This window comes from Bacillus sp. S2(2019) (assembly GCF_005144805.1).
In the GTDB taxonomy this organism is placed as follows: Bacteria; Bacillota; Bacilli; order Bacillales; family Bacillaceae; genus Bacillus; species Bacillus altitudinis.
Window position 1 is genome coordinate 322,082 of sequence record NZ_SWFL01000003.1, and the last position, 20,661, is coordinate 342,742.

Annotated in this window: 20 protein-coding genes, 1 other RNA gene and 1 other annotated feature; of the genes, 16 read left to right on the forward strand and 5 right to left on the reverse strand. The window is 42.6% G+C overall.

Annotated elements, in window-relative coordinates; translation table 11 throughout:
* Window positions 1-19: 19 nt before the first annotated feature.
* From FBF75_RS11770 to dtd, 3 genes are all read left to right on the forward strand, one after another.
* Window positions 20-532: an adenine phosphoribosyltransferase gene (locus tag FBF75_RS11770; protein WP_008342729.1), complete on the forward strand. Its 513-nt coding sequence runs from the start codon at window positions 20-22 to the stop codon at window positions 530-532.
* Window positions 533-674: 142 nt separating this feature from the next.
* Window positions 675-2,885: a RelA/SpoT family protein gene (locus tag FBF75_RS11775; RefSeq protein ID WP_008342726.1), complete on the forward strand. Its 2,211-nt coding sequence runs from the start codon at window positions 675-677 to the stop codon at window positions 2,883-2,885.
* A gap of 18 nt (window positions 2,886-2,903) precedes the next feature.
* Complete coding sequence (dtd, locus tag FBF75_RS11780) at window positions 2,904-3,347, forward strand: D-aminoacyl-tRNA deacylase (protein WP_008342725.1); 444 nt, start codon at window positions 2,904-2,906, stop codon at window positions 3,345-3,347.
* A 97-nt stretch (window positions 3,348-3,444) separates the two neighbouring features.
* On the opposite strand, the gene FBF75_RS11785 is transcribed toward dtd, so the two are convergent.
* Window positions 3,445-5,001: an N-acetylmuramoyl-L-alanine amidase family protein gene (locus FBF75_RS11785; protein WP_428004190.1), complete on the reverse strand. Its 1,557-nt coding sequence runs from the start codon at window positions 4,999-5,001 to the stop codon at window positions 3,445-3,447.
* A 161-nt stretch (window positions 5,002-5,162) separates the two neighbouring features.
* On the opposite strand from FBF75_RS11785, the gene FBF75_RS19675 reads away from it, so the two are divergent.
* The 5 genes from FBF75_RS19675 (at window position 5,163) to FBF75_RS11805 (ending at window position 9,891) form a co-directional block, all read left to right on the forward strand.
* On the forward strand, window positions 5,163-5,333 hold the full coding sequence (locus FBF75_RS19675; protein WP_003216250.1) for a YrzK family protein: 171 nt from the start codon (window positions 5,163-5,165) through the stop codon (window positions 5,331-5,333).
* A gap of 58 nt (window positions 5,334-5,391) precedes the next feature.
* Window positions 5,392-5,631 (forward strand) — a binding site (T-box leader).
* Window positions 5,632-5,704: 73 nt separating this feature from the next.
* The gene (gene hisS, locus FBF75_RS11790) at window positions 5,705-6,979 is read left to right on the forward strand and encodes a histidine--tRNA ligase (RefSeq protein ID WP_056705826.1); all 1,275 of its coding nucleotides are present in this window, start codon (window positions 5,705-5,707) and stop codon (window positions 6,977-6,979) included.
* Between the two features lie 18 nt (window positions 6,980-6,997).
* Window positions 6,998-8,776, forward strand: a complete 1,779-nt coding sequence (aspS, locus tag FBF75_RS11795) for an aspartate--tRNA ligase (protein WP_026050119.1) — start codon at window positions 6,998-7,000, stop codon at window positions 8,774-8,776.
* A gap of 77 nt (window positions 8,777-8,853) precedes the next feature.
* A non-coding RNA gene (gene ssrS / locus FBF75_RS11800) (6S RNA) lies at window positions 8,854-9,034 on the forward strand.
* A 92-nt stretch (window positions 9,035-9,126) separates the two neighbouring features.
* Entirely contained in the window at window positions 9,127-9,891 is a 765-nt protein-coding gene (locus tag FBF75_RS11805) for a tRNA threonylcarbamoyladenosine dehydratase (protein WP_008342718.1), read from the forward strand.
* Window positions 9,892-9,923: 32 nt separating this feature from the next.
* On the opposite strand, the gene FBF75_RS11810 is transcribed toward FBF75_RS11805, so the two are convergent.
* The gene (locus FBF75_RS11810; RefSeq protein WP_008342715.1) at window positions 9,924-11,189 is read right to left on the reverse strand and encodes a replication-associated recombination protein A; all 1,266 of its coding nucleotides are present in this window, start codon (window positions 11,187-11,189) and stop codon (window positions 9,924-9,926) included.
* A 206-nt stretch (window positions 11,190-11,395) separates the two neighbouring features.
* On the opposite strand from FBF75_RS11810, the gene cymR reads away from it, so the two are divergent.
* The 8 genes from cymR (at window position 11,396) to FBF75_RS11850 (ending at window position 18,409) form a co-directional block, all read left to right on the forward strand.
* Window positions 11,396-11,815, forward strand: a complete 420-nt coding sequence (cymR, locus tag FBF75_RS11815; RefSeq protein ID WP_008342713.1) for a cysteine metabolism transcriptional regulator CymR — start codon at window positions 11,396-11,398, stop codon at window positions 11,813-11,815.
* An 18-nt stretch (window positions 11,816-11,833) separates the two neighbouring features.
* On the forward strand, window positions 11,834-12,976 hold the full coding sequence (locus FBF75_RS11820) for a cysteine desulfurase family protein (protein WP_017367703.1): 1,143 nt from the start codon (window positions 11,834-11,836) through the stop codon (window positions 12,974-12,976).
* Between the two features lie 94 nt (window positions 12,977-13,070).
* Window positions 13,071-14,189 (forward strand): tRNA 2-thiouridine(34) synthase MnmA, encoded by a 1,119-nt coding sequence (gene mnmA / locus FBF75_RS11825; protein WP_008342709.1) that lies wholly within the window; start codon window positions 13,071-13,073, stop codon window positions 14,187-14,189.
* Between the two features lie 61 nt (window positions 14,190-14,250).
* Window positions 14,251-14,904 (forward strand): tetratricopeptide repeat protein, encoded by a 654-nt coding sequence (locus FBF75_RS11830; protein WP_008342707.1) that lies wholly within the window; start codon window positions 14,251-14,253, stop codon window positions 14,902-14,904.
* A 19-nt stretch (window positions 14,905-14,923) separates the two neighbouring features.
* A complete protein-coding gene (recD2, locus tag FBF75_RS11835; protein WP_136944773.1) occupies window positions 14,924-17,308 on the forward strand; it encodes an SF1B family DNA helicase RecD2 in 2,385 nt (794 codons plus the stop codon).
* A gap of 285 nt (window positions 17,309-17,593) precedes the next feature.
* Window positions 17,594-18,052, forward strand: a complete 459-nt coding sequence (locus FBF75_RS11840; RefSeq protein WP_017367700.1) for a PRC-barrel domain-containing protein — start codon at window positions 17,594-17,596, stop codon at window positions 18,050-18,052.
* Between the two features lie 13 nt (window positions 18,053-18,065).
* Window positions 18,066-18,257 carry a hypothetical protein gene (locus FBF75_RS11845; RefSeq protein ID WP_003216308.1) on the forward strand — a complete coding sequence of 64 codons (192 nt, stop codon included), beginning with the start codon at window positions 18,066-18,068 and terminating at the stop codon, window positions 18,255-18,257.
* A 20-nt stretch (window positions 18,258-18,277) separates the two neighbouring features.
* Complete coding sequence (locus FBF75_RS11850) at window positions 18,278-18,409, forward strand: YrzQ family protein (RefSeq protein WP_008342695.1); 132 nt, start codon at window positions 18,278-18,280, stop codon at window positions 18,407-18,409.
* A 38-nt stretch (window positions 18,410-18,447) separates the two neighbouring features.
* On the opposite strand, the gene FBF75_RS11855 is transcribed toward FBF75_RS11850, so the two are convergent.
* The 3 genes from FBF75_RS11855 to FBF75_RS11865 all read right to left on the reverse strand — a co-directional run bounded on the left by FBF75_RS11855 (window position 18,448) and on the right by FBF75_RS11865 (window position 20,661).
* A complete protein-coding gene (locus tag FBF75_RS11855; protein ID WP_136944774.1) occupies window positions 18,448-19,098 on the reverse strand; it encodes an amino acid ABC transporter permease in 651 nt (216 codons plus the stop codon).
* Between the two features lie 15 nt (window positions 19,099-19,113).
* Window positions 19,114-19,767, reverse strand: a complete 654-nt coding sequence (locus tag FBF75_RS11860) for an amino acid ABC transporter permease (protein WP_007501460.1) — start codon at window positions 19,765-19,767, stop codon at window positions 19,114-19,116.
* A gap of 84 nt (window positions 19,768-19,851) precedes the next feature.
* A complete protein-coding gene (locus FBF75_RS11865) occupies window positions 19,852-20,661 on the reverse strand; it encodes a transporter substrate-binding domain-containing protein (protein ID WP_017367698.1) in 810 nt (269 codons plus the stop codon).

Consider the following 20,661-nt stretch of genomic DNA (forward strand, 5'->3'; position numbering starts at 1 on the left):
CGAGGAGGAAAAGGAAAAGATGGATTTAAAACAATATGTGACAGTTGTACCTGACTACCCAAAGGAAGGTGTACAATTTAAAGATATTACAACGTTAATGGATAAAGGCGAAGTGTACCGTTATGCAACGGATCAAATCGTTGAATACGCGAAGGAAAGAGACATTGATCTCATTGTTGGACCTGAAGCGCGTGGATTCATTATTGGCTGCCCTGTAGCATACGCACTTGGTGTAGGTTTTGCCCCGGTTCGTAAAGAAGGAAAGCTTCCTCGTGAAGTCATCAAAGTCGATTACGGTTTGGAATACGGTAAAGATGTATTAACGATTCATAAAGATGCAATTCGTCCTGGTCAGCGTGTACTGATCACAGATGATTTGCTTGCGACAGGTGGAACGATTGAAGCATCCATCAAGCTGGTTGAGGAATTAGGCGGCGTTGTGGCAGGGATTGCATTTTTAATTGAGCTGACGTATCTTGATGGCAGAAAGAAGCTTGACGGTTACGACATCTTGACGTTAATGCAATACTAATGGAGTTTTACGCAAAAAGCACTCAGTAAGAAGGGTGCTTTTTTCCTATCAAAAATCTTTTAGCGGACTTCTTCTCTTTACATCTATCGAATTTTTCTTGATAATAAACTACAATACAGTTTTCATTTAAAAAGGTGATTCCATGGCGAACGAACAAGTTTTAACGGCGCAGCAGGTCATTGATAAGGCAAGAGAATACCTGTCCGCTGAACATATTCAATTTATAGAGCGTGCATACGAATATGCTGAAAATGCTCACAAGGAGCAATACCGGAAATCCGGTGAGCCCTATATTATCCATCCGATTCAAGTGGCGGGAATTCTTGTTGATCTTGAAATGGACCCTTCGACCATTGCTGGCGGCTTCCTGCATGATGTTGTCGAAGACACGGATGTGACATTAGAAGATTTAAAAGAGCATTTTAATGAAGAAGTGGCCATGCTTGTTGATGGTGTGACAAAGCTCGGAAAGATTAAATATAAATCACAAGAAGAACAGCAGGCTGAAAACCATCGTAAAATGTTTGTTGCAATGGCGCAGGATATTCGCGTCATCTTAATTAAGCTGGCAGACCGCCTTCACAACATGAGAACACTCAAACATCTTCCGCAGGAAAAGCAGCGAAGAATTTCAAATGAAACCCTTGAGATCTTTGCACCGCTTGCGCACAGATTAGGGATTTCAAAGATTAAGTGGGAGCTTGAAGATACAGCCCTCCGCTATTTAAATCCGCAGCAATACTACCGGATTGTGAATCTCATGAAGCGCAAACGAGCGGAACGTGAGGAATACTTGGACGAGGTTGTCAATGAAGTAAAAGACCGCGTGTCTGAGGTGAACATTAAGGCTGAATTCTCCGGCAGACCGAAACATATTTATAGTATTTATCGAAAAATGGTCATGCAAAATAAGCAATTTAATGAAATATATGATTTGCTGGCTGTACGTATTTTGGTTGACAGCATTAAAGACTGCTATGCGGTACTTGGTATTATCCATACATGCTGGAAGCCGATGCCAGGCAGATTTAAGGATTATATTGCGATGCCAAAGCCGAACATGTATCAGTCTCTTCATACAACGGTGATTGGTCCAAAAGGGGACCCGCTTGAAGTTCAGATTCGTACAGTGGAAATGCACGAAATTGCGGAATACGGAATTGCGGCACACTGGGCGTATAAAGAAGGCAAAGAGTCAGCAGAATCGACGGAAGAAGCCGTTTTCCAGAAGAAGCTGTCTTGGTTTAGAGAAATCCTTGAATTCCAAAATGAATCTACAGATGCGGAAGAATTTATGGAATCGTTAAAAATTGATCTTTTCTCTGATATGGTGTTTGTATTTACACCAAAAGGAGACGTCATTGAGCTACCGTCTGGTTCAGTTCCAATTGATTTCTCGTACCGGATTCATTCGGAAATTGGGAATAAAACAATCGGAGCCAAGGTCAACGGTAAAATGGTCACACTTGATCATAAGCTAAAAACAGGTGACATTATTGAAATTCTGACATCTAAGCATAGCTATGGACCAAGCCAGGATTGGGTCAAACTTGCCCAAACCTCCCAAGCGAAGCACAAGATCAGACAGTTTTTCAAGAAACAGCGCCGTGAAGAAAATGTCGAAAAAGGCCGAGAACTTGTGGAGAAAGAAATCAAAAACCTTGAGTTCGATGTTAAAGACATTTTGACCGCTGAAAATCTGCAAAAAGTGGCCGATAAATTTAATTTCTCAAATGAAGAGGACATGTATGCAGCTGTTGGTTATAACGGAATTACGGCACTCCAAGTGGCGAATCGTTTAACGGAAAAAGAAAGAAAACAAAGAGATCAGGAAGAACAAGAGAAAACCGTTCAAGAAGTGTCTGTAGAGTCAAAACCATATCACGGGAAAAAACGGGAAGCTGGCGTGCGAGTGAAAGGCATTGATAACTTGCTTGTCCGTTTATCTAAGTGTTGTAATCCTGTTCCTGGTGATAGCATTGTTGGCTTTATTACAAAAGGACGTGGCGTATCTGTTCACCGTGATGACTGTCCGAACGTGAAGACAGGAGAAGCGCAGGAACGGTTAATCCCGGTTGAGTGGGAGCATGAACAGCCTGCTCGAAACCGTAAAGAATACAATGTGGAAATTGAAATATTAGGATATGACAGGCGCGGCTTACTTAATGAAGTGCTTCAAGCAGTCAACGAAACCAAAACGAACATCTCGTCGGTTTCTGGTAAGTCTGATCGGAACAAAGTGGCGACGATCCATATGGCTATTTTTATCCAAAATATTAATCATTTGCATAAAGTAGTGGAACGTATCAAACAAATCAAAGACATTTACTCAGTTCGCCGATTTATGAATTAGAAAGGAAGTATATCGTCTATGAGGCTTGTTGTTCAGCGTGTGACGAGTGCATCTGTGAAAGTAGAAGAAGAGATCACAGGTGCCATCAATGAAGGCTATATGGTGCTCGTTGGGGTTACACATGAAGACACAGAAGAAGATGTGCATTACTTAGCTGAAAAGCTCGCACACTTGCGTATTTTTGAAGATGAAAACGGGAAAATGAATCATTCTTTGTTAGATGTAAAAGGAAGTGTACTGTCTGTGTCTCAATTTACCCTTTATGGTGATACGAGAAAAGGCAGACGGCCGAACTTTATGAAAGCTGCCAAACCGGATGTGGCGAATTCACTTTACGAATGCTTCAATGAAACGCTTAGAGAAAAAGGCATCCATGTTGAAACAGGACGTTTTGGGGCGATGATGGACGTCTCATTGACCAATTCGGGGCCTGTCACCATGTTGATGGACAGCAAAGAATAGAAAGACATTAGACTGTAGATAAACTCTTGCTGAGAGTTTGTTTAGAGTCTTTTTCTTTTGCGATCAAACAAAAAAGAGGCGCAGCGGCCTCTTTTTTCTATCGGAAATATTGTTTTAATCCTTCTGTCATTCCTTCTGTCACTCGTTCTTGGTAAGAGGCGCTATAAATGATCGCTTCTTCTTGAGGATTGCTTAAATAGCCGAGTTCATATAAAAGGGAAGGGCGCTTGTTTTCTCTTAAAACAAAATAATCTCCAAATTTGACTCCTTTATCAGGGATCTGTGATCGTTTTGCGACTTCCGTATGAACGCTTGTCGCCAGACGTTGATCTTTGGATGCCTGATAATAATATGCGGTGCTCCCTCTGATACTTGGGTCCATAAAACTATCATAATGAAGACTAATAAATGCATCTGCATTTCGGTAATGTGAAGTGGCAACCCTCGATTGAAGGCTGATGAATGTATCATCACTTCTTGTTAAATAGACATTTGCTCCAGAAGCTCTTAACTTACCCGCCAGCAAATGCGCGGTTTTGATCGTGATATTCTTTTCAAATGCACCGTCTGCGCCGATCGTGCCGCTGTCTTTTCCGCCATGCCCAGGATCAAGAACAATTGTTTTGCCTTTTAAAGATCCAGTGCCAGACGATGAATCCTGCTGAGGTCTTGGTGCTTCGCTGCTATTTTTCTTTGTTTGAACGACCCAGCTCGCCACGTAGCCTGTTCCGCCGTTTGATAATGTCACCTCGTACCAGTCACCTTGCGTACGAACAATTTGATAAGCAGCTCCTTTTGTTGCTCTTTCTGCAATACCAGCAGAGGTAGAAGCGCTTTTTCTAATATTCGTTCCATCATAAACGATGTACGCTTTCTGATGAGATGACGAAGAGGATGAATTCTTTTCAGGTGCTGCACTTGTTCCTTGGCTTGAGACAATATAATAACTTGCAACCCAGCCTTTAACGCCTTTTGCTTCGATTTCATACCAGCCATTTTGCTCCCGTAAAATGGTGACTTGAGTGTTGCGGGAAAGTGAAGCGGCCACTTGTGCGTTTGGTGCCGCCGATTTTCGAACATTCAAGCTTGATACGCCAACTGTGCCGGACTGTTTGGAACGAGCGGGCTCAGCTGAACTGGATGAAGAAGCGTTTTGTCCGCCAGAAATATAATCAGAGTGGACCCAGCCTTCCGCTTGTTTGTACGATATTTTTGTCCATTCGCCGCTTGTGTCCAGCTTTTTAGCGGAAGCGCCCTGCGGGAAAGTGCCAATGACTTGATAGGAAGTCCCTGGGCCTGTCCGAATGCGAAGGTCAGAGGCTGTTGACGTAATTGAACTGCTTCCTTGCGTACTTTGACCTTGCGTCTTTTGCTTAGCAGGCTTTTGTGCATCAGATGACTTAGTAATCAGCCATGAGACGACCCAGCCTTTTTGTCCGTTCGATAGACCGATCTGTACCCATTCTCCTTGTTCAGTGAGAATCGGGTAGCTTTCTCCTCGTTTCACAACTGCTGCGATCCCGTAGCTTAAACCAGGTCCGGTTCGCACATTGATTTCATCTGTTGCAACGACAGCTTGATCTGTTTGAGCCGTCGCATGTGTCATTGGCCAAGTGCTGGCAATGAGGACAAAACAGGTGAGCAGCAACATCATGTGATGGTGTGTTTTCAGATTCAAAACGGTGTTTTCCCCTCCCTTGTAAAACCGATGAATGTTAATTCGTTATGTAATGGATGAATTCCTTGCAGTTTCCCTAATAAAATTGAATCAATCTGTTTATACTAGATAAAAATGTGATAAAAGGATGTACAAACATGAGATTAAGCAGAAAATTAGGACGAGTGCAATATAATGGACATCGTGATATCGACCGCTGGCAGCACGACGAAATGGATCAACCAGGTTTCCTTGAAGAAACGGCATCTGAATACGGATGCACGTCAAAAGAAGAGCTGGAAAAGAAAAAGAGACACGGCAAGGGTTGACAGAGTGGCAGCACCGACCTTATTATAATATAAATCAACACACTTGAAAATTTAAAATGTGGAACTGATGATAGAGAATAGTAGGGTAAATTGCGTGAGCAGAGAGGAATCGCCTTAGGCTGAAAGCGAATCCGCATGGCATTTATCACGAAAGAACACTCTGTAGGTTTCCTGCTGAACACTCAAAAAATGAGTCATTAGGCGGAGAACGTGAATCTGCGTTAAGGATTTGAGCGGGAACATGGCTAGATCATGTTCCAACTAGGGTGGCACCACGGGTATAACTCTCGTCCCTACTATACACATAGTAGAGGCGGGGGTTTTTTATATGTCCACATAAAAAATGAATGATGGTCGTAGGAGGACGAAAAATGAGTTTTAATATTCCAAGAGGCACACAGGATATTTTACCGGGAGAATCAGAACGCTGGCAGTATGTTGAACGAATTGCGAGAGATACATGTGCAGCCTTTCAATACAAAGAAATCCGCACACCGATTTTTGAGCATACGGAACTGTTTGCACGAGGAGTAGGTGAGTCAACAGATATCGTTCAAAAAGAGATGTACACATTTGAAGACAAAAAAGGACGTAGCATCACACTTCGCCCAGAAGGAACAGCTTCAACTGTCCGTTCTTATGTTGAAAATAAACTGTTTGCACAGCCTGCACAGCCTACAAAGCTGTACTACATTGGACCAATGTTCCGCTATGAGCGTCCGCAAACGGGAAGATATCGTCAATTTTATCAATTCGGAATTGAAGCGATCGGTTCAAAAGATCCTGCCATTGATGCAGAGGTCATTTCATTAGCGATGAGTGTGTATGAGAAAGCGGGTCTTTCCAACTTAAAACTCGTCATTAACAGCCTTGGTGACAAAGAAAGCCGTGCAGATTACCGTCAAGCACTTGTCGAGCACTTTGAACCAAGAATTGATGAATTCTGTCATGACTGCCAAATTCGTTTGCATCAAAATCCATTGCGTATTCTTGATTGTAAAAAGGACCGCGACCACGAACTGATGGCAACGGCACCATCCATTCAAGATTACTTAAATGAAGAATCACGGACTTATTTTGAAAAAGTAAAACAATACTTAACCGATCTAGGCATTGAATATGTCGTCGATCCGAACTTAGTGCGCGGTCTTGATTATTACAATCACACTGCCTTTGAGATTATGAGTAATGCAGAAGGCTTTGGTGCGATCACAACATTAGCCGGCGGCGGCCGTTATGATGGACTTGTTGAAGGAATTGGCGGTCCTGAATCACCAGGTATCGGCTTTGCGATGAGTATTGAACGTTTCCTATCAGCGATTGATGCAGAGAAGATCGAGCTTCCTGTTCAAGACGGCATTGATTTATATATTGCGGCATTAGGAGATCAAGCAAAAGATTATGCTGTTGGCTTATTGAATCGCCTAAGAAAAGAAGGCATTTCAAGTGAAATGGACTATACAGGGAAAAAGCTAAAAGCACAATTTAAAGCGGCAGACCGCTTGAAAGCCAAGTTTATTGCAGTTCTTGGTGAAGATGAGCTAGCGCAGCAAATTGTAAACGTAAAAGATACGACAACGGGTGAACAAATTGAAGTGAAGCTTGATGAGCTGATTCAAATGATGAAAGCCCACCAGAAAGCGTAAAGAAGGAGTGGAATGTTTGTGTTTGGTAGAACTTTTTATTGTGGAGAAGTAACAGAAGACCAAATCGGTCAAACCGTTGTATTAAAAGGATGGGTACAAAAACGTCGTGACCTTGGCGGATTAATCTTTATTGACCTGCGTGATCGTACAGGCATTGTGCAAGTTGTCTTTCATCCAGACCAATCAAAAGAGGCTCTTGAGACAGCAGAATCGATTCGGAATGAATATGTCCTTGATATTAAAGGGACAGTGGTCGCAAGAGAAGAAGCCACGATCAACCCAAATTTAAAAACAGGCAAAATTGAAATTCAAGTTGACACAGTCACTGTTTTAAATGAAGCCAAGACGCCTCCATTTGTAATTTCTGATCAAGCAGATGAGGTATCAGAAGATGTGCGCTTAAAATACCGCTACCTAGATCTTCGCCGTCCTGCGATGTTTGAAACGATGAAAATGCGACATGAAGTCACAAAAGCATTCCGCCATTTCTTAGATGATCACGGCTTTCTAGACATTGAAACGCCAATTTTAACAAAAAGTACGCCAGAAGGTGCGCGTGACTATCTTGTGCCAAGCCGTGTACACGAAGGAGAATTCTATGCGCTGCCGCAGTCTCCGCAATTATTTAAGCAATTGCTCATGGTGTCTGGGATGGACCGCTACTATCAAATCGCTCGTTGCTTTAGAGATGAAGACTTGCGTGCTGACCGTCAGCCGGAATTTACACAAGTCGATATTGAAATGTCCTTTATGAGCCAAGAAGACATCATGACGCTTGCTGAAGAGATGATGGCAAAGGTGATGAAAGATGTCAAAGGTGTTGACCTGACATTGCCATTACCTCGTATGACGTACGATGAAGCGATGAATTCCTATGGTTCTGACAAGCCAGATACCCGATTTGACATGAAGCTTGTCAACATTTCAGACACGGTAAAAGACTCAGATTTCAAAGTCTTCAGCGGTGCTGTAAACAATGGCGGAGCTGTCAAAGCCATTAATGTCAAAGGGGCTGCAGCAAACTACTCAAGAAAAGACATCGATGCACTTGGTGCATTTGCAGCGAACTATGGTGCAAAAGGTCTTGCTTGGCTAAAAGCTGAAGGGACAGAGTTAAAAGGACCAATCGCTAAATTCTTTGATGAGTCAAAACAAGCAGAATTAAAAGAACAGCTTCAAGTTGAAGAAGGCGACCTTTTACTCTTTGTTGCAGATAAGACGTCTGTTGTCCATGATGCGCTTGGCGCACTTCGCTTAAAACTTGGCAAAGAGCTTAAACTCATCGATGAATCTGTCTTCAATTTCTTATGGGTTGTCGATTGGCCGCTGCTTGAAAAGGATGAAGAAGAAGGCCGCTTCTATGCTGCCCATCATCCTTTCACAATGCCAGTTCGGGATGATCTTGAATTAATTGAAACAAGTCCAGAAGATATGAAAGCTCAAGCGTATGATCTTGTGCTGAACGGCTATGAGCTTGGCGGAGGTTCTATTCGTATTTTTGAAAAGGACATTCAAGAGAAAATGTTTGGTTTACTTGGCTTTTCTAAAGAAGAAGCGTACGATCAGTTCGGCTTCCTTCTTGATGCATTTGAGCATGGTGTGCCTCCGCACGGCGGAATTGCGCTTGGACTTGACCGCTTAGTGATGCTGCTTGCCGGCCGATCTAACCTAAGAGATACCATTGCGTTTCCGAAAACGGCAAGTGCAAGCTGTGTTCTCACAGATGCTCCTGGCACTGTAAGCGCAGCGCAGCTAGATGAACTGAGTTTGGCTATTAAAACAAAAGTAAAACAGTAAAATAGGCGCATGTTTATAGGCATGTAAACGCTTGAAAAAGGGACATGCCTATGATATGCTTTCATCAACCAATAAATAAAGTCCTGATACGTACGGTGGTTACCTAGTTTTGACCGAACATTTTTTTCTACGGGAGCTTGCCTTTCCTTTCTGCATAAATGCCTCTTCTGAGGACTTATAAAGTGAGGAAGAAAGCACCCACCTGCATGGTGCGGGGTTCAAAACGAAGGAGAAGCTGGCGGCGTGATCGGGACTTTTTTGTGTTTTTTTCTATTTGAGAAGGATGACGGAGAACGCTGAATATGATATGATTCTTTCGATTCATTTTAAATAAAGGTGGAGTGAGGCACTTGTTACATCAGTTTTCAAGAAACGAGCTTGCCATTGGCAAGGAAGGCTTAAATATATTAAAAAACAGTACAGTTGCAGTGCTTGGAGTAGGCGGCGTAGGTTCTTTTGCAGTAGAAGCCCTTGCTCGTTCAGGTGTTGGCCGTATTGTTCTTGTTGATAAAGATGATATTGATATTACAAATGTAAATAGGCAGCTGCCAGCTTTGCTATCAACGGTTGGTCAGCCTAAAGTTGACTTAATGCAGGCAAGAATTGCTGACATTAACCCAGAATGTGAAGTTGTTGCGCTCAAAATGTTCTATACAGAAGAAACATATGAACAATTCTTTGAGTATCCACTTGATTATGTCATTGATGCATCAGATACAATTCATTATAAAATTCATTTAATGAAAGAGTGCCTGAAACGCGATGTGAACATTATTTCGAGTATGGGTGCTGCAAATAAAACAGATCCGACACGTTTTAAAATTGATGACATCTCGAAAACACATACAGACCCAATTGCGAAAGTCGTTAGAACACGCCTGCGGAAGGAAGGCATTCGTAAGGGAATTGAAGTTATTTTCTCTGATGAAAGTCCGATTGTCATTCGTGAAGATGTGAGAAAAGAAGTTGGAAATGATGAAGCGAAAATTCGTAAGGCACAAATGCCGCCATCATCCAATGCGTTTGTTCCATCTGTGGCTGGCCTGATCATGGGTGGTCATGTCATTATGAAACTGTTAAAAGACATTCCGATTACACGTGTGAAAGATAAATAAACAGCCCGCCTGCTTAGAGCAGGGGGCTGTTTTTATTTTTGCCTTCTTAAATTTTCATACACTTGCTTTAGCGCACCTTCAAATTTTCCAGTTTGCTTTGGTTCATAATATTGCTTGTTTTTCAGCGGGTCAGGTAAATATTGCTGCTTCACCCAGCCATTTTCATAATCGTGCGGATATAAGTAATCGGCGCCTCTTCCAAGTGCTGCTGCCCCTTTATAGTGGGCATCTTTTAAATGAACGGGAACTTCACCGATTTTCCCCGTGCGAATATCATGCAATGCCGCATCAATCGCTTGGTAAGCGGAGTTTGACTTTGGAGAAAGACACAGTTCAATCACGGCATTAGCGAGTGGAATTCGTGCTTCTGGGAAACCAACTCTCTCAGCTGTTTGAACAGCGCTTAACACACGTGGCCCTGCCTGCGGACTGGCTAAGCCAATATCTTCATAAGCCATCACAAGTAATCGTCTCGAAATGCTTTCAAGGTCTCCCGCTTCAATGAGTCTTGCAAGGTAATGTAGCGCCGCATCTGCGTCAGATCCTCTGATGGATTTTTGAAAAGCCGAGAGGACATCATAATGGGCATCACCGTTTTTATCATGCGAGAAGCTCTTTTTTTGTAAACATTCTTCTGCTGCAGCTAGAGTGATCGTGATCTGTCCAGATTCATCCGCTTTTGTCGATAAGACGGCTAGTTCAAGCGCATTTAAAGCGGAACGCACATCTCCTCCGCATCCATTTGCAAAATGATTCATTGCCTCCTCATCAACTTTGACCGAATAACCGCCAAGCCCGCGATGTTCATCCTGTAAAGCTCGAGATAATGCAGCTTTGATTTGCTCTGTTTCCAGCGGCTTCAGCTCAAATATTTGTGTCCGGCTACGGATGGCTGGGTTGATCGCATGATACGGATTAGCTGTTGTCGCGCCAATTAAAATAATCATGCCATTTTCTAAATACGGAAGAAGGAAATCCTGCTTCCCTTTATCGAGTCTGTGGACTTCGTCTAAAATCAAGATGACTTGACCACTCATTTTCGCTTCAGCGGCGACAGCTTCCATATCTTTTTTGTTATGAATCACCGCATTCAATGTACGGAAGGCAATGCTTGTACTGCCAGCGATTGCAGTTGCAATGGATGTTTTGCCGATTCCCGGCGGCCCGTATAAAATCATCGAGGACAAATGTTTCGCCTCGACCATTCGTCTAATAATTTGACCTTCTCCAACGAGATGCTCCTGCCCAATAATGTCTCCAATATGACTTGGGCGCATCCGATACGCTAAAGGTTTCATGATTATCTCTCCTAAAGCAATGTCTTGTTTGTATAGAGTACCGAAATTTCTTCAAATAGAAAAGGGATGCGTCCTCGTTTTGAGCTCAGAACCCGCAAATGAAAGTTGGCTAAAAGTATGATATAATTGCTTTTGGTCTATATAAGCGTATATGAAATCAGAAAAAAATTGATGACATAGAAATAGAAAACGCAGAGGTGTTTAACTTGAAAATTTCTACTAAAGGCAGATATGGTCTGACGATCATGATCGAATTAGCCAAAAAACATGGCGAAGGCCCTACATCATTAAAATCAATCGCTCAAAACAATGATTTGTCTGAGCATTATTTAGAGCAGCTTGTATCACCACTTCGCAATGCTCGTCTTGTGAAAAGTATCCGCGGAGCGTATGGTGGCTATGTGCTTGCCCATGAGCCAAACGAGATTACAGCCGGTGATATTATTCGAGTATTAGAAGGACCTATTAGTCCTGTTGAAGTGATCGAAAACGAAGAGCCAGCAAAGCGTGCACTTTGGATTCGTATTCGTGATGCAGTAAAAGACGTACTAGACAATACAACTCTTGAAGACTTGGCAAGCTATAAAGATGACGAGGATCAAGAGGCGTATATGTTCTATATTTAGATCAGAGGTGTACCGGAAATGGAACGTATCTATTTAGATCATGCAGCCACAACGCCGATGGATCAGCGAATTGTGGACAAGATGATGCCTTACTTTACAGAGATATTTGGCAATCCCTCTAGTATTCATTCATATGGACGCGAGGCAAGAAAGTGGCTCGATGAAGCAAGGGAAGTCATTGCAGGAGAATTACACTGTAAGCAGCAGGAGATCATCCTCACAAGCGGGGGAACAGAGGCAGACAACTTGGCCATTACAGGTGTGGCAATGGCAAGGCAGCATGAAGGAAAACATATCATCACAACAAAAACTGAGCATCATGCAGTGCTGCATACATGCGAACGCTTAGAGAAGCTTGGTTTTGATGTGACGTATTTAGATGTGGATCACACTGGATTGATTTATCTTGACCAATTAAAACAAGCATTAAGAGACGATACAATTCTGGTGACCATCATGTACGGCAATAATGAAACAGGTGTGATCCAGCCAATCAAAGAAATTGGTCAACTTTTGCATGATCACGCTGCTCATTTTCATACAGACGCTGTACAGGCATTTGGAACAGTGTCAATTGATGTACAAGATCTTCATATTGATCTCTTATCTGCTTCTGGCCATAAACTAAATGGTCCGATGGGAACAGGCTTTTTATACGTCAACGAACGTGTGAAGCTCTCTCCGCAGTTATTCGGAGGAGAACAAGAAAGAAAACGCCGTGCTGGCACTGAAAATGTGGCGGGGATCATTGGACTTGCAGAAGCAGTTCAATTAACAAAGCAAAATAGAAGAGAAAAAGCAGTGCATTATGGTAAGCTCAAAGAAGCGATGTTGCAAGTATTCGAAGAGGAATCACTCAATTTCTCTATCAATGGACATCCGAAAGAGACATTGCCGCATATTTTAAATGTCCACTTCCCGGGCGTTTCTATTGAATCGTTACTTGTGAACTTAGATATGGAAGGGATTGCTGTTTCAAGCGGGTCAGCATGTACGGCTGGATCTGTCCTTCCTTCGCACGTATTAAGCGCCATGTATGGTGAAGAAGCAAAAGAGCTGACATCCTCAGTCAGAATAAGCTTCGGTCTTGGAAATGAAGAGGAACATGTGAAGCAGGCGGCGCGTAAGATAGCGGCTGTCGTGAAACGCCTAGCCAAATAAATGCTCCCTTTTGTTCGTGTGTGAAAAATGAAACAGCTAGGCACCTGAAGAACGAAACGCGCACGTTGTTTCATTGAAATTGGAGTTGATGAAGATGACAAAAAGACCTGAAGACACAAGAGTTGTGGTCGGTATGTCCGGAGGCGTCGATTCATCAGTTGCTGCGCTCATGTTAAAGGAGCAAGGCTATGATGTAATCGGCATATTTATGAAAAACTGGGATGACACAGATGAAAATGGTGTATGTACAGCAACGGAGGACTATGAGGATGTCATTCGTGTTTGTAACCAGATTGGAATCCCATATTATGCAGTGAATTTCGAGAAACAGTATTGGGACAAAGTGTTTCAATATTTTCTTGATGAATATAAAGCAGGCAGAACGCCGAACCCAGATGTCATGTGTAACAAAGAAATTAAGTTCAAAGCATTTCTTGAGCATGCATTGTCGCTTGGAGCGGATTATTTGGCAACGGGCCACTATGCCCGTGTCGACAGAACCGGCGATGAAGTCAAAATGCTAAGAGGTCTTGATACAAACAAAGACCAAACTTATTTCTTGAATCAGCTGACTCAAGAACAGCTTGATAAAGTGTTGTTCCCAATCGGCGATTTAGAGAAAAAAAGAGTGCGTGAATTAGCGAAAGAAGCAGAGCTCGCAACAGCAACGAAAAAAGATTCTACGGGCATCTGCTTTATTGGGGAAAGAAACTTTAAAACGTTCCTTAGCCAATATTTGCCTGCACAGCCCGGTGTGATGCAGACAATGGACGGAGAAGTAAAAGGTGAACATGATGGACTGATGTATTACACGATCGGTCAACGCCAAGGACTTGGCATTGGCGGAAGCGGTGATCCGTGGTTCGTTGTTGGGAAGGACTTAGAGAAAAATATCTTATTTGTTGAACAAGGCTTCCACAACCCGCTTTTATACTCTGAAAGTATTTCAGCTGTGAACATCAGCTGGACTCGTCCTCATATTGTCGGCGAAAACGGTGAACTCACATGCACAGCAAAATTCCGATACCGTCAAGAAGACCATCATGTAAAAGTCAAAATGACAGGTGAGCAGGAAGCAATGGTGATCTTTGATGAACCCGTTCGTGCTGTCACTCCAGGACAAGCTGTTGTTTTTTATGATGGCGAAGAATGTCTTGGCGGCGGGACCATTGACGATGTCTTTAAAGATGGCCAAAAGCTGTCGTATGTGTAACATGTGTTAAAAACCTCAACGTCGCTGTTGAGGTTTTTTAATGAAAGGATGAAGAGAGCGAATGAATCATAACGAAATCGGTATTGAAGCTTTAAATCAAGGGAACATCGAACAGGCAGCTGAAGCTTTTACGAAAGCCATTGAAGAAAGCCCAAAGGACCCGGTTCCATATATTAACTTTGCGAATTTACTTTCAAGTGTTCATGAATTTGAACGTGCTTTGAACTTCTTTCAAAAAGCCATTGAACTTGATCATACAGCAGCTGCAGCCTATTACGGAGCAGGAAATGTCTATACGATGAAAGAAGACTTTATGAAAGCGAAAGACTATTTTGAGCAAGCGCTACAAGCTGGAATGGAAAACAGTGATTTGTTTTATATGTTAGGGCAGACACTGATGAAATTAGAGCAGCCAAAGCTTGCGATGCCTTATCTTCAGCGTGCAGTTGAGCTAAACGAAGAAGATAACGAAGCAAGATTTCAATTTGGCATGTGCTTAGCGAATGAACATCTGCTGGAGGAAGCGGTCGCAGTCTTTACTGAAGTGATTACGCGAGATCCGCAGCATGCAGACGCCTTTTATAATGCAGGCGTTGCGTATGCGTATTTAGAGAAAAAGGACGAAGCGCTTGAAATGCTAGGAAAAGCCATTGACGTGCAGCCTGATCATATGCTTGCATTGCATGCGCAAAAGCTGATTCAAGAGGCAGAATAACCGGAAGGAGGGAAGACCTGTGCAGGAACATCCAGATCAAATGAAGCTTGAAGACGAACCGTTTTTAAAAGGGACGGTTCAAGCCGTTATTTTCCATAACGAAAGTAATTTATACTCGGTGTTAAAAGTAAAAGTCATTGAAACATCAGAGAATTTAGAGGAAAAAACAGCATCTGTCACAGGCTACTTCCCAGCGCTTCATGAGGAGGAAACCTACACCTTCTATGGCAAGGTCACAAGTCATCCAAAGTTTGGCGAGCAGTTTCAAGCCACTCATTTTCAAAAGGAAGTCCCTACAACAAAGCAAGGCATCATTCATTATCTCTCTAGTGACTTGTTTGAAGGGATTGGGAAAAAGACGGCGGAAGAAATCGTCGGCAAGCTTGGCAATCAGACGCTTCATCAAATTATGCGTGATCCGTCTGTGTTGTATGACGTCCCTCGCCTGTCAAAAAAGAAGGCTGATAAGCTGGCTGCCGCACTTCAAGAGCATCAAGGGCTTGAGCAAATTATGATCAGCCTGAATCAATATGGCTTTGGTCCTCAGCTTAGCATGAAGATTTACCAAGTGTACGAGAGTGAAACGTTGCAGAAAATTGAAGAAAATCCTTATCAGCTCGTCAAAGACGTAGAGGGGATTGGATTTATTAAAGCAGATGAACTCGGCGCTAGAACAGGGATATCTGGAAATGATCCAGACCGCATTCGTGCAGCCCTTTTGTATACCGTTGAGACAGCAAGCCTGCAAGACGGTCATACGTACATACAAACGAAAGATCTGATCATCGAAACCCGTAAATTGCTGAATCAAACAGGCAATGACTACAAAGTGACTGAAATGGACGTTGCCAATCAGATCATTGCACTTGGTGAAGGGAAAGACATGATCATTGAAGATGATCGCTGTTACCATCCTTCGCTCTTTTATGCGGAACAAAGTGTGGCAAAACGCATTCAAAAAATTGTCTCTCAAACAGAATATGCAGATCAATTTCCTGAATCAGAATTTCTGCTCGCACTTGGTGAATTGGAGGAACGGCTGGGTGTCCAGTATGCACCGACCCAAAAAGAAGCCATTCAAAAGGCACTCATGTCCCCGATGCTGCTCTTAACAGGCGGGCCGGGTACAGGGAAAACGACGGTCATTAAAGGGATTGTCGAGCTTTACAGCGATCTTCACGGCGTATCTCTTGACCCGGGTGATTATAAAAAAGATGAAGCATTTCCGTTCGTGCTTGCCGCACCAACTGGACGTGCTGCGAAACGAATGACAGAATCCACTGGACTTCCTGCTGTGACCATTCACCGGCTGCTAGGCTGGAATGGATCAGAAGGCTTCTCACATGATGAAGACCAGCCGATTGAAGGAAAGCTTGTCATCATTGATGAATCGAGTATGCTGGATATTTGGCTGGCGAACCATTTGTTTAAGGCGATCCCAGATCATATTCAAGTCATTATGGTTGGAGACGAACATCAACTTCCATCTGTCGGACCTGGTCAAGTGTTAAGAGACCTGCTTGCGTCACAAGTTATACCGGCAGTTACACTAACTGATATTTATCGGCAGGCAGATGGTTCAACAATTGTTGAGCTTGCGCATGATATGAAAAATGGTGTTTTGCCAAAGGATATTACTGCACGCTCGAAGGATCGATCCTTTATTCAATGCTCTAGTGACCAAATGAAAGAAGTCATCGAGAAAGTGGTCAGCAATGCTGCTCAAAAGGGTTATTCAGCAAAGGACATTCAAGTGCTTGCCCCGATGTATAAAGGAAAAGCAGGCATTAATGAACTGAATAAAATGCTCCAGCAAATTTTGAATCCTAAAAAGCCAAAAGGAAGAGAAATTCCATTTGGTGATGTCGTCTACCGGACAGGTGATAAGGTACTTCAGCTTGTCAATCAGCCCGAGAATAACATTTTTAATGGAGATATTGGAGAAATTGTCTCGATCTTTTATGCGAAAGAAAACACTGAAAAAGAAGATATGGCGGTTATCTCCTTTGATGGAAATGAAATCACGTTTACGAAAAAAGATTTTCATCAATTTACACACGCTTATTGTTGCTCGATTCATAAATCCCAGGGCAGTGAATTCCCAATCGTGGTGCTGCCAGTCGTGAGAAGTTATTATCGAATGCTTCGAAGAAATTTGCTTTACACTGCCATTACACGAAGTAAAAAGTTTTTAATTTTGTGCGGTGAGGAATCAGCATTAGAGTGGGGCGTAAAAAATAATGAAGACTCCCTCAGACAAACGTCTTTAACTATGCGTCTTACTGAAACGGAAGAAGTCATGGATGCTGAGCTAGCAGCCCTCCAAAAAGAACTTCCTTTCAGCGTACACGATGCCAATATTGGCATGGAGGGAATCACTCCGTTTGATTTTATGCAAGAGTAAATGGCTTCCATGGAAGCCATCATATTGTTAAACAAAGGGCTAAAATGAACTTGATTTTAGCCCTTTGTTTTTTTCAGCGTGAAAGAAAACCTTTGCAGCCCTAGGAAGGACGAGTACTGGCGCGGAACGAATTTGACATTCGTGAGCACCAGCACGCAGGACTGACACCGAATGCGAGGGTTTGTCTACACGCTGATGGCTTCCTTCATGGAAGCCATTTCTTCGTATGAGTCATAGAGGAAACGCACACGATAAGACTGTTCCGAAAAGGTGGTTGATCACATTTTGAGAACATGTCGAGAGCTTGAAGGACTGACGATCTATACAGACGAGCTGTCTCATTCACTTGGATCGATCAAAGATATTTGCTTTTTAGCCGGCGGCAGCTGCGGAGGATATGTATTAGATGGGAAAAAGAAAGACTGTGCTTTCATTCCATTCTCAGCTGGCGACAAACTGACAGACAAAGGTCTATATGTGAGCTGCCAGAAGGGAGTCGAAATAGATACCTCCGCCCCATCCTTCTTCTTTTCGAAATTAAAAAAGAAAATGATCCATACGCCAGATGGTGAAACATTAGGTGTTTTGGAAGATGTATACTTTTGCATGAATTCGGGCACAATCGTAGCATATGAACTCTCGGACGGCTTCTTTACAGAGCTATCAGGGATTCGAAAGCAGCTGCATGCTGCCGGAACCTTGATGGATGTTCAAAAGGAAGCACTTGTTCTAAACCGAACGTAAAGAGGTGCTTAATATGCTCATTTGCCCAAATTGCAAATGTAAAGACATCGGAAAAATTGGGGTCAATCAATATTATTGCTGGGGCTGTTTTATTGAATTGACACTGTCAAAAGGCAAAATATCTACTCACCAAGTGGAGGAAGACGGTACACTAAGCAGTTTAGACGACCTGTTTAGTGACGATGAACGTTCAATTCAACTATAAGTGTTAAGGGGGAATTTCGAATGGGCAAAATGACTTCTTCACTATTAACGCTTGGTGCAGGTGCACTCGCATATCACTTTGCAAGTCGATATGATATGCCATCTAAGCGGGATATGAAAAAGATGAGAAAACGAGTTATGCGAATGCTTTAAACAAAAAGGGACATCCACCATGAGCGGATGTCCTTTTTTTATGCCTGCCTGTACTCTAATCTCCGTGCAAGTATAGACAAGCTGAAGTTGACAACAAAATACATCATGGCCGCCAAGAGGAAAATAGGAAGTAAATAAGATTGGCTTTGACCATTTAAAATCTGCGCGTGATGCAATAACTCTGGAAGGGCAATCACAACGGCAAGCGATGTATCTTTTAAAAGAGAAATAAATTGACTGACAATCGGCGGTACCATTCGGCGTAACGCCTGTGGCATGATAATCATTTTTAATGTTTGAATATAGGTTAAACCAGAGGATCTGGCCGCTTCGATTTGTCCCTTATCAATTGATTTTAACCCACTGCGAATGATTTCTGACAGCATGGCGGATTCAAACACGGTTAAAGCCGCAATGGCAGAGGCCGTGATGCTCAGCTTAATACCGATTTCAGGAAGGGCGAAATACGTAAAAAAGATGATCAGCAAAAGCGGTAGGTTCCGAACAGTTTCAACAATGACCGCAAGCACCTTTGATAAAGTAGGGATTTGTGCGAACCTCAATGTGCCAACGACTAATCCGATGATAAAGCTTAAAATGATGGAGATAAAAGCCACTTTTAAGGTGACAGCAAATCCTTCAAGTAAAAAGGCGAGATGATCGGGCTGGTAGGCACCTATAAAATCCATTGTGTTTCCTCCTTTCTAGTGGCTTCGGGCTAATCTTTTTTCTAAATAACCAACGCCTAGACTAAGCGGAATGGTCAATAGAAGATAGAACATGGCAACAAAAATGTATACATCAAATGTCACAAACGTTCTCGAAGCGATAAGGTCTCCTTGGTACATCAGATCAAACCCTGCAATGACACCTAAAATAGACGAGTTTTTCACAAGGTTGATAAATTGATTCCCAAGTGGTGGAATGACAATTTTGATGGCCTGCGGCAAAATAATATATCGCATCGTTCCGCCATATGACAGACCAGAAGCTCTAGCAGCTTCCATTTGTCCAAGCGGTACAGCTTGTATACCTGCACGAATGGCTTCAGCGATAAAAGCAGACGTATAAATGGAGAGGGCAATGGTTCCTGCTGTAAAGCCATCTGCCACAATGCCAAGTACCGGTAAACCAAAAAAGAACACAAAGGTGATCAATAATAACGGAATATTCCGAATAAATTCCACATAAGCCGTCCCTAACCAGTTGAGCGGCCTTAGTGGCGCAATTCTCATAATGGCAATGAGTGTACCGATGAAAAAGCTTCCAATCAACGCAATGACACTTGCACCAATCGTATATTTAAACCCTTCTAAATAAAGATGGAAGTTCTCAGTTAAAATGGAAAACCGCAGCAATCAGTTCACTTCCTTCCTAATCAACAGAGGAGCCGGCAAGCGAGCGGCTCTCCTGAGGGTGTTGAGGTTGATCGAGTCAATTGATTATTCTTTGATCCATTTTTTATGAATCTTGTCATACTCTCCATTGTCTTTTAATGCCTTTAACGCTTTATTAATGGCTTCTGTCAATTCTTCATCGCCTTTTTTCACAGCGATGCCATAAGGCTCATCGGTAAATGTTCCGCCAACGACTTCATAATTTGAATCTTCGTCTGCCATGCCAAATAAAATTGCATTATCAGTTGTCAGAACTTGCCCTTGATTTGATTTTAAGGCTGTAAAGGCTTCTTGATAATTTTCAAACTCCAAAACGGATGCTTCTGGTGCTTTTTCGCGAATGTTTTGAGAAGAAGTCGACCCTTTCACTGCAAGCACCTTCGTACCTTTTTTAAGATCATCAATCGATTGAATGTCGCTGCCTTTTTTCACAAGCAGTGATTGTCCTGCTTCAAAGTAAACATCTGAGAAATTGACCTCTTTTTTACGCTCTTCTGTGATCGTCATTGTGGCAACAATGGCATGAATATCTCCTTTTTGCAGTAAAGGAATTCTTGTTTTAGATGTCACTTCTTTAAATTCTGCTTTTCCTTCATCACCGAGCATTTCTTTAGTGATCGCTTTTGCGATATCGATATCAAACCCTTCAATATCCCCGCTACTAGGATTTTTTAGACCGAATAAACGAGTATCGTTTTTTACACCGAAAACGATTTTTTTGTCTTTCTTAATGGCTTCTAATGAGCTGCTTTGTTTTGCATCGGTTGAGCCTTTCTCGGCAGAGCCGCAGGCAGCGAGAGCGATCATACAGCAAGTCATCAACAGTAATAGGCCAAAGCGTTTCATTTTTTTCAT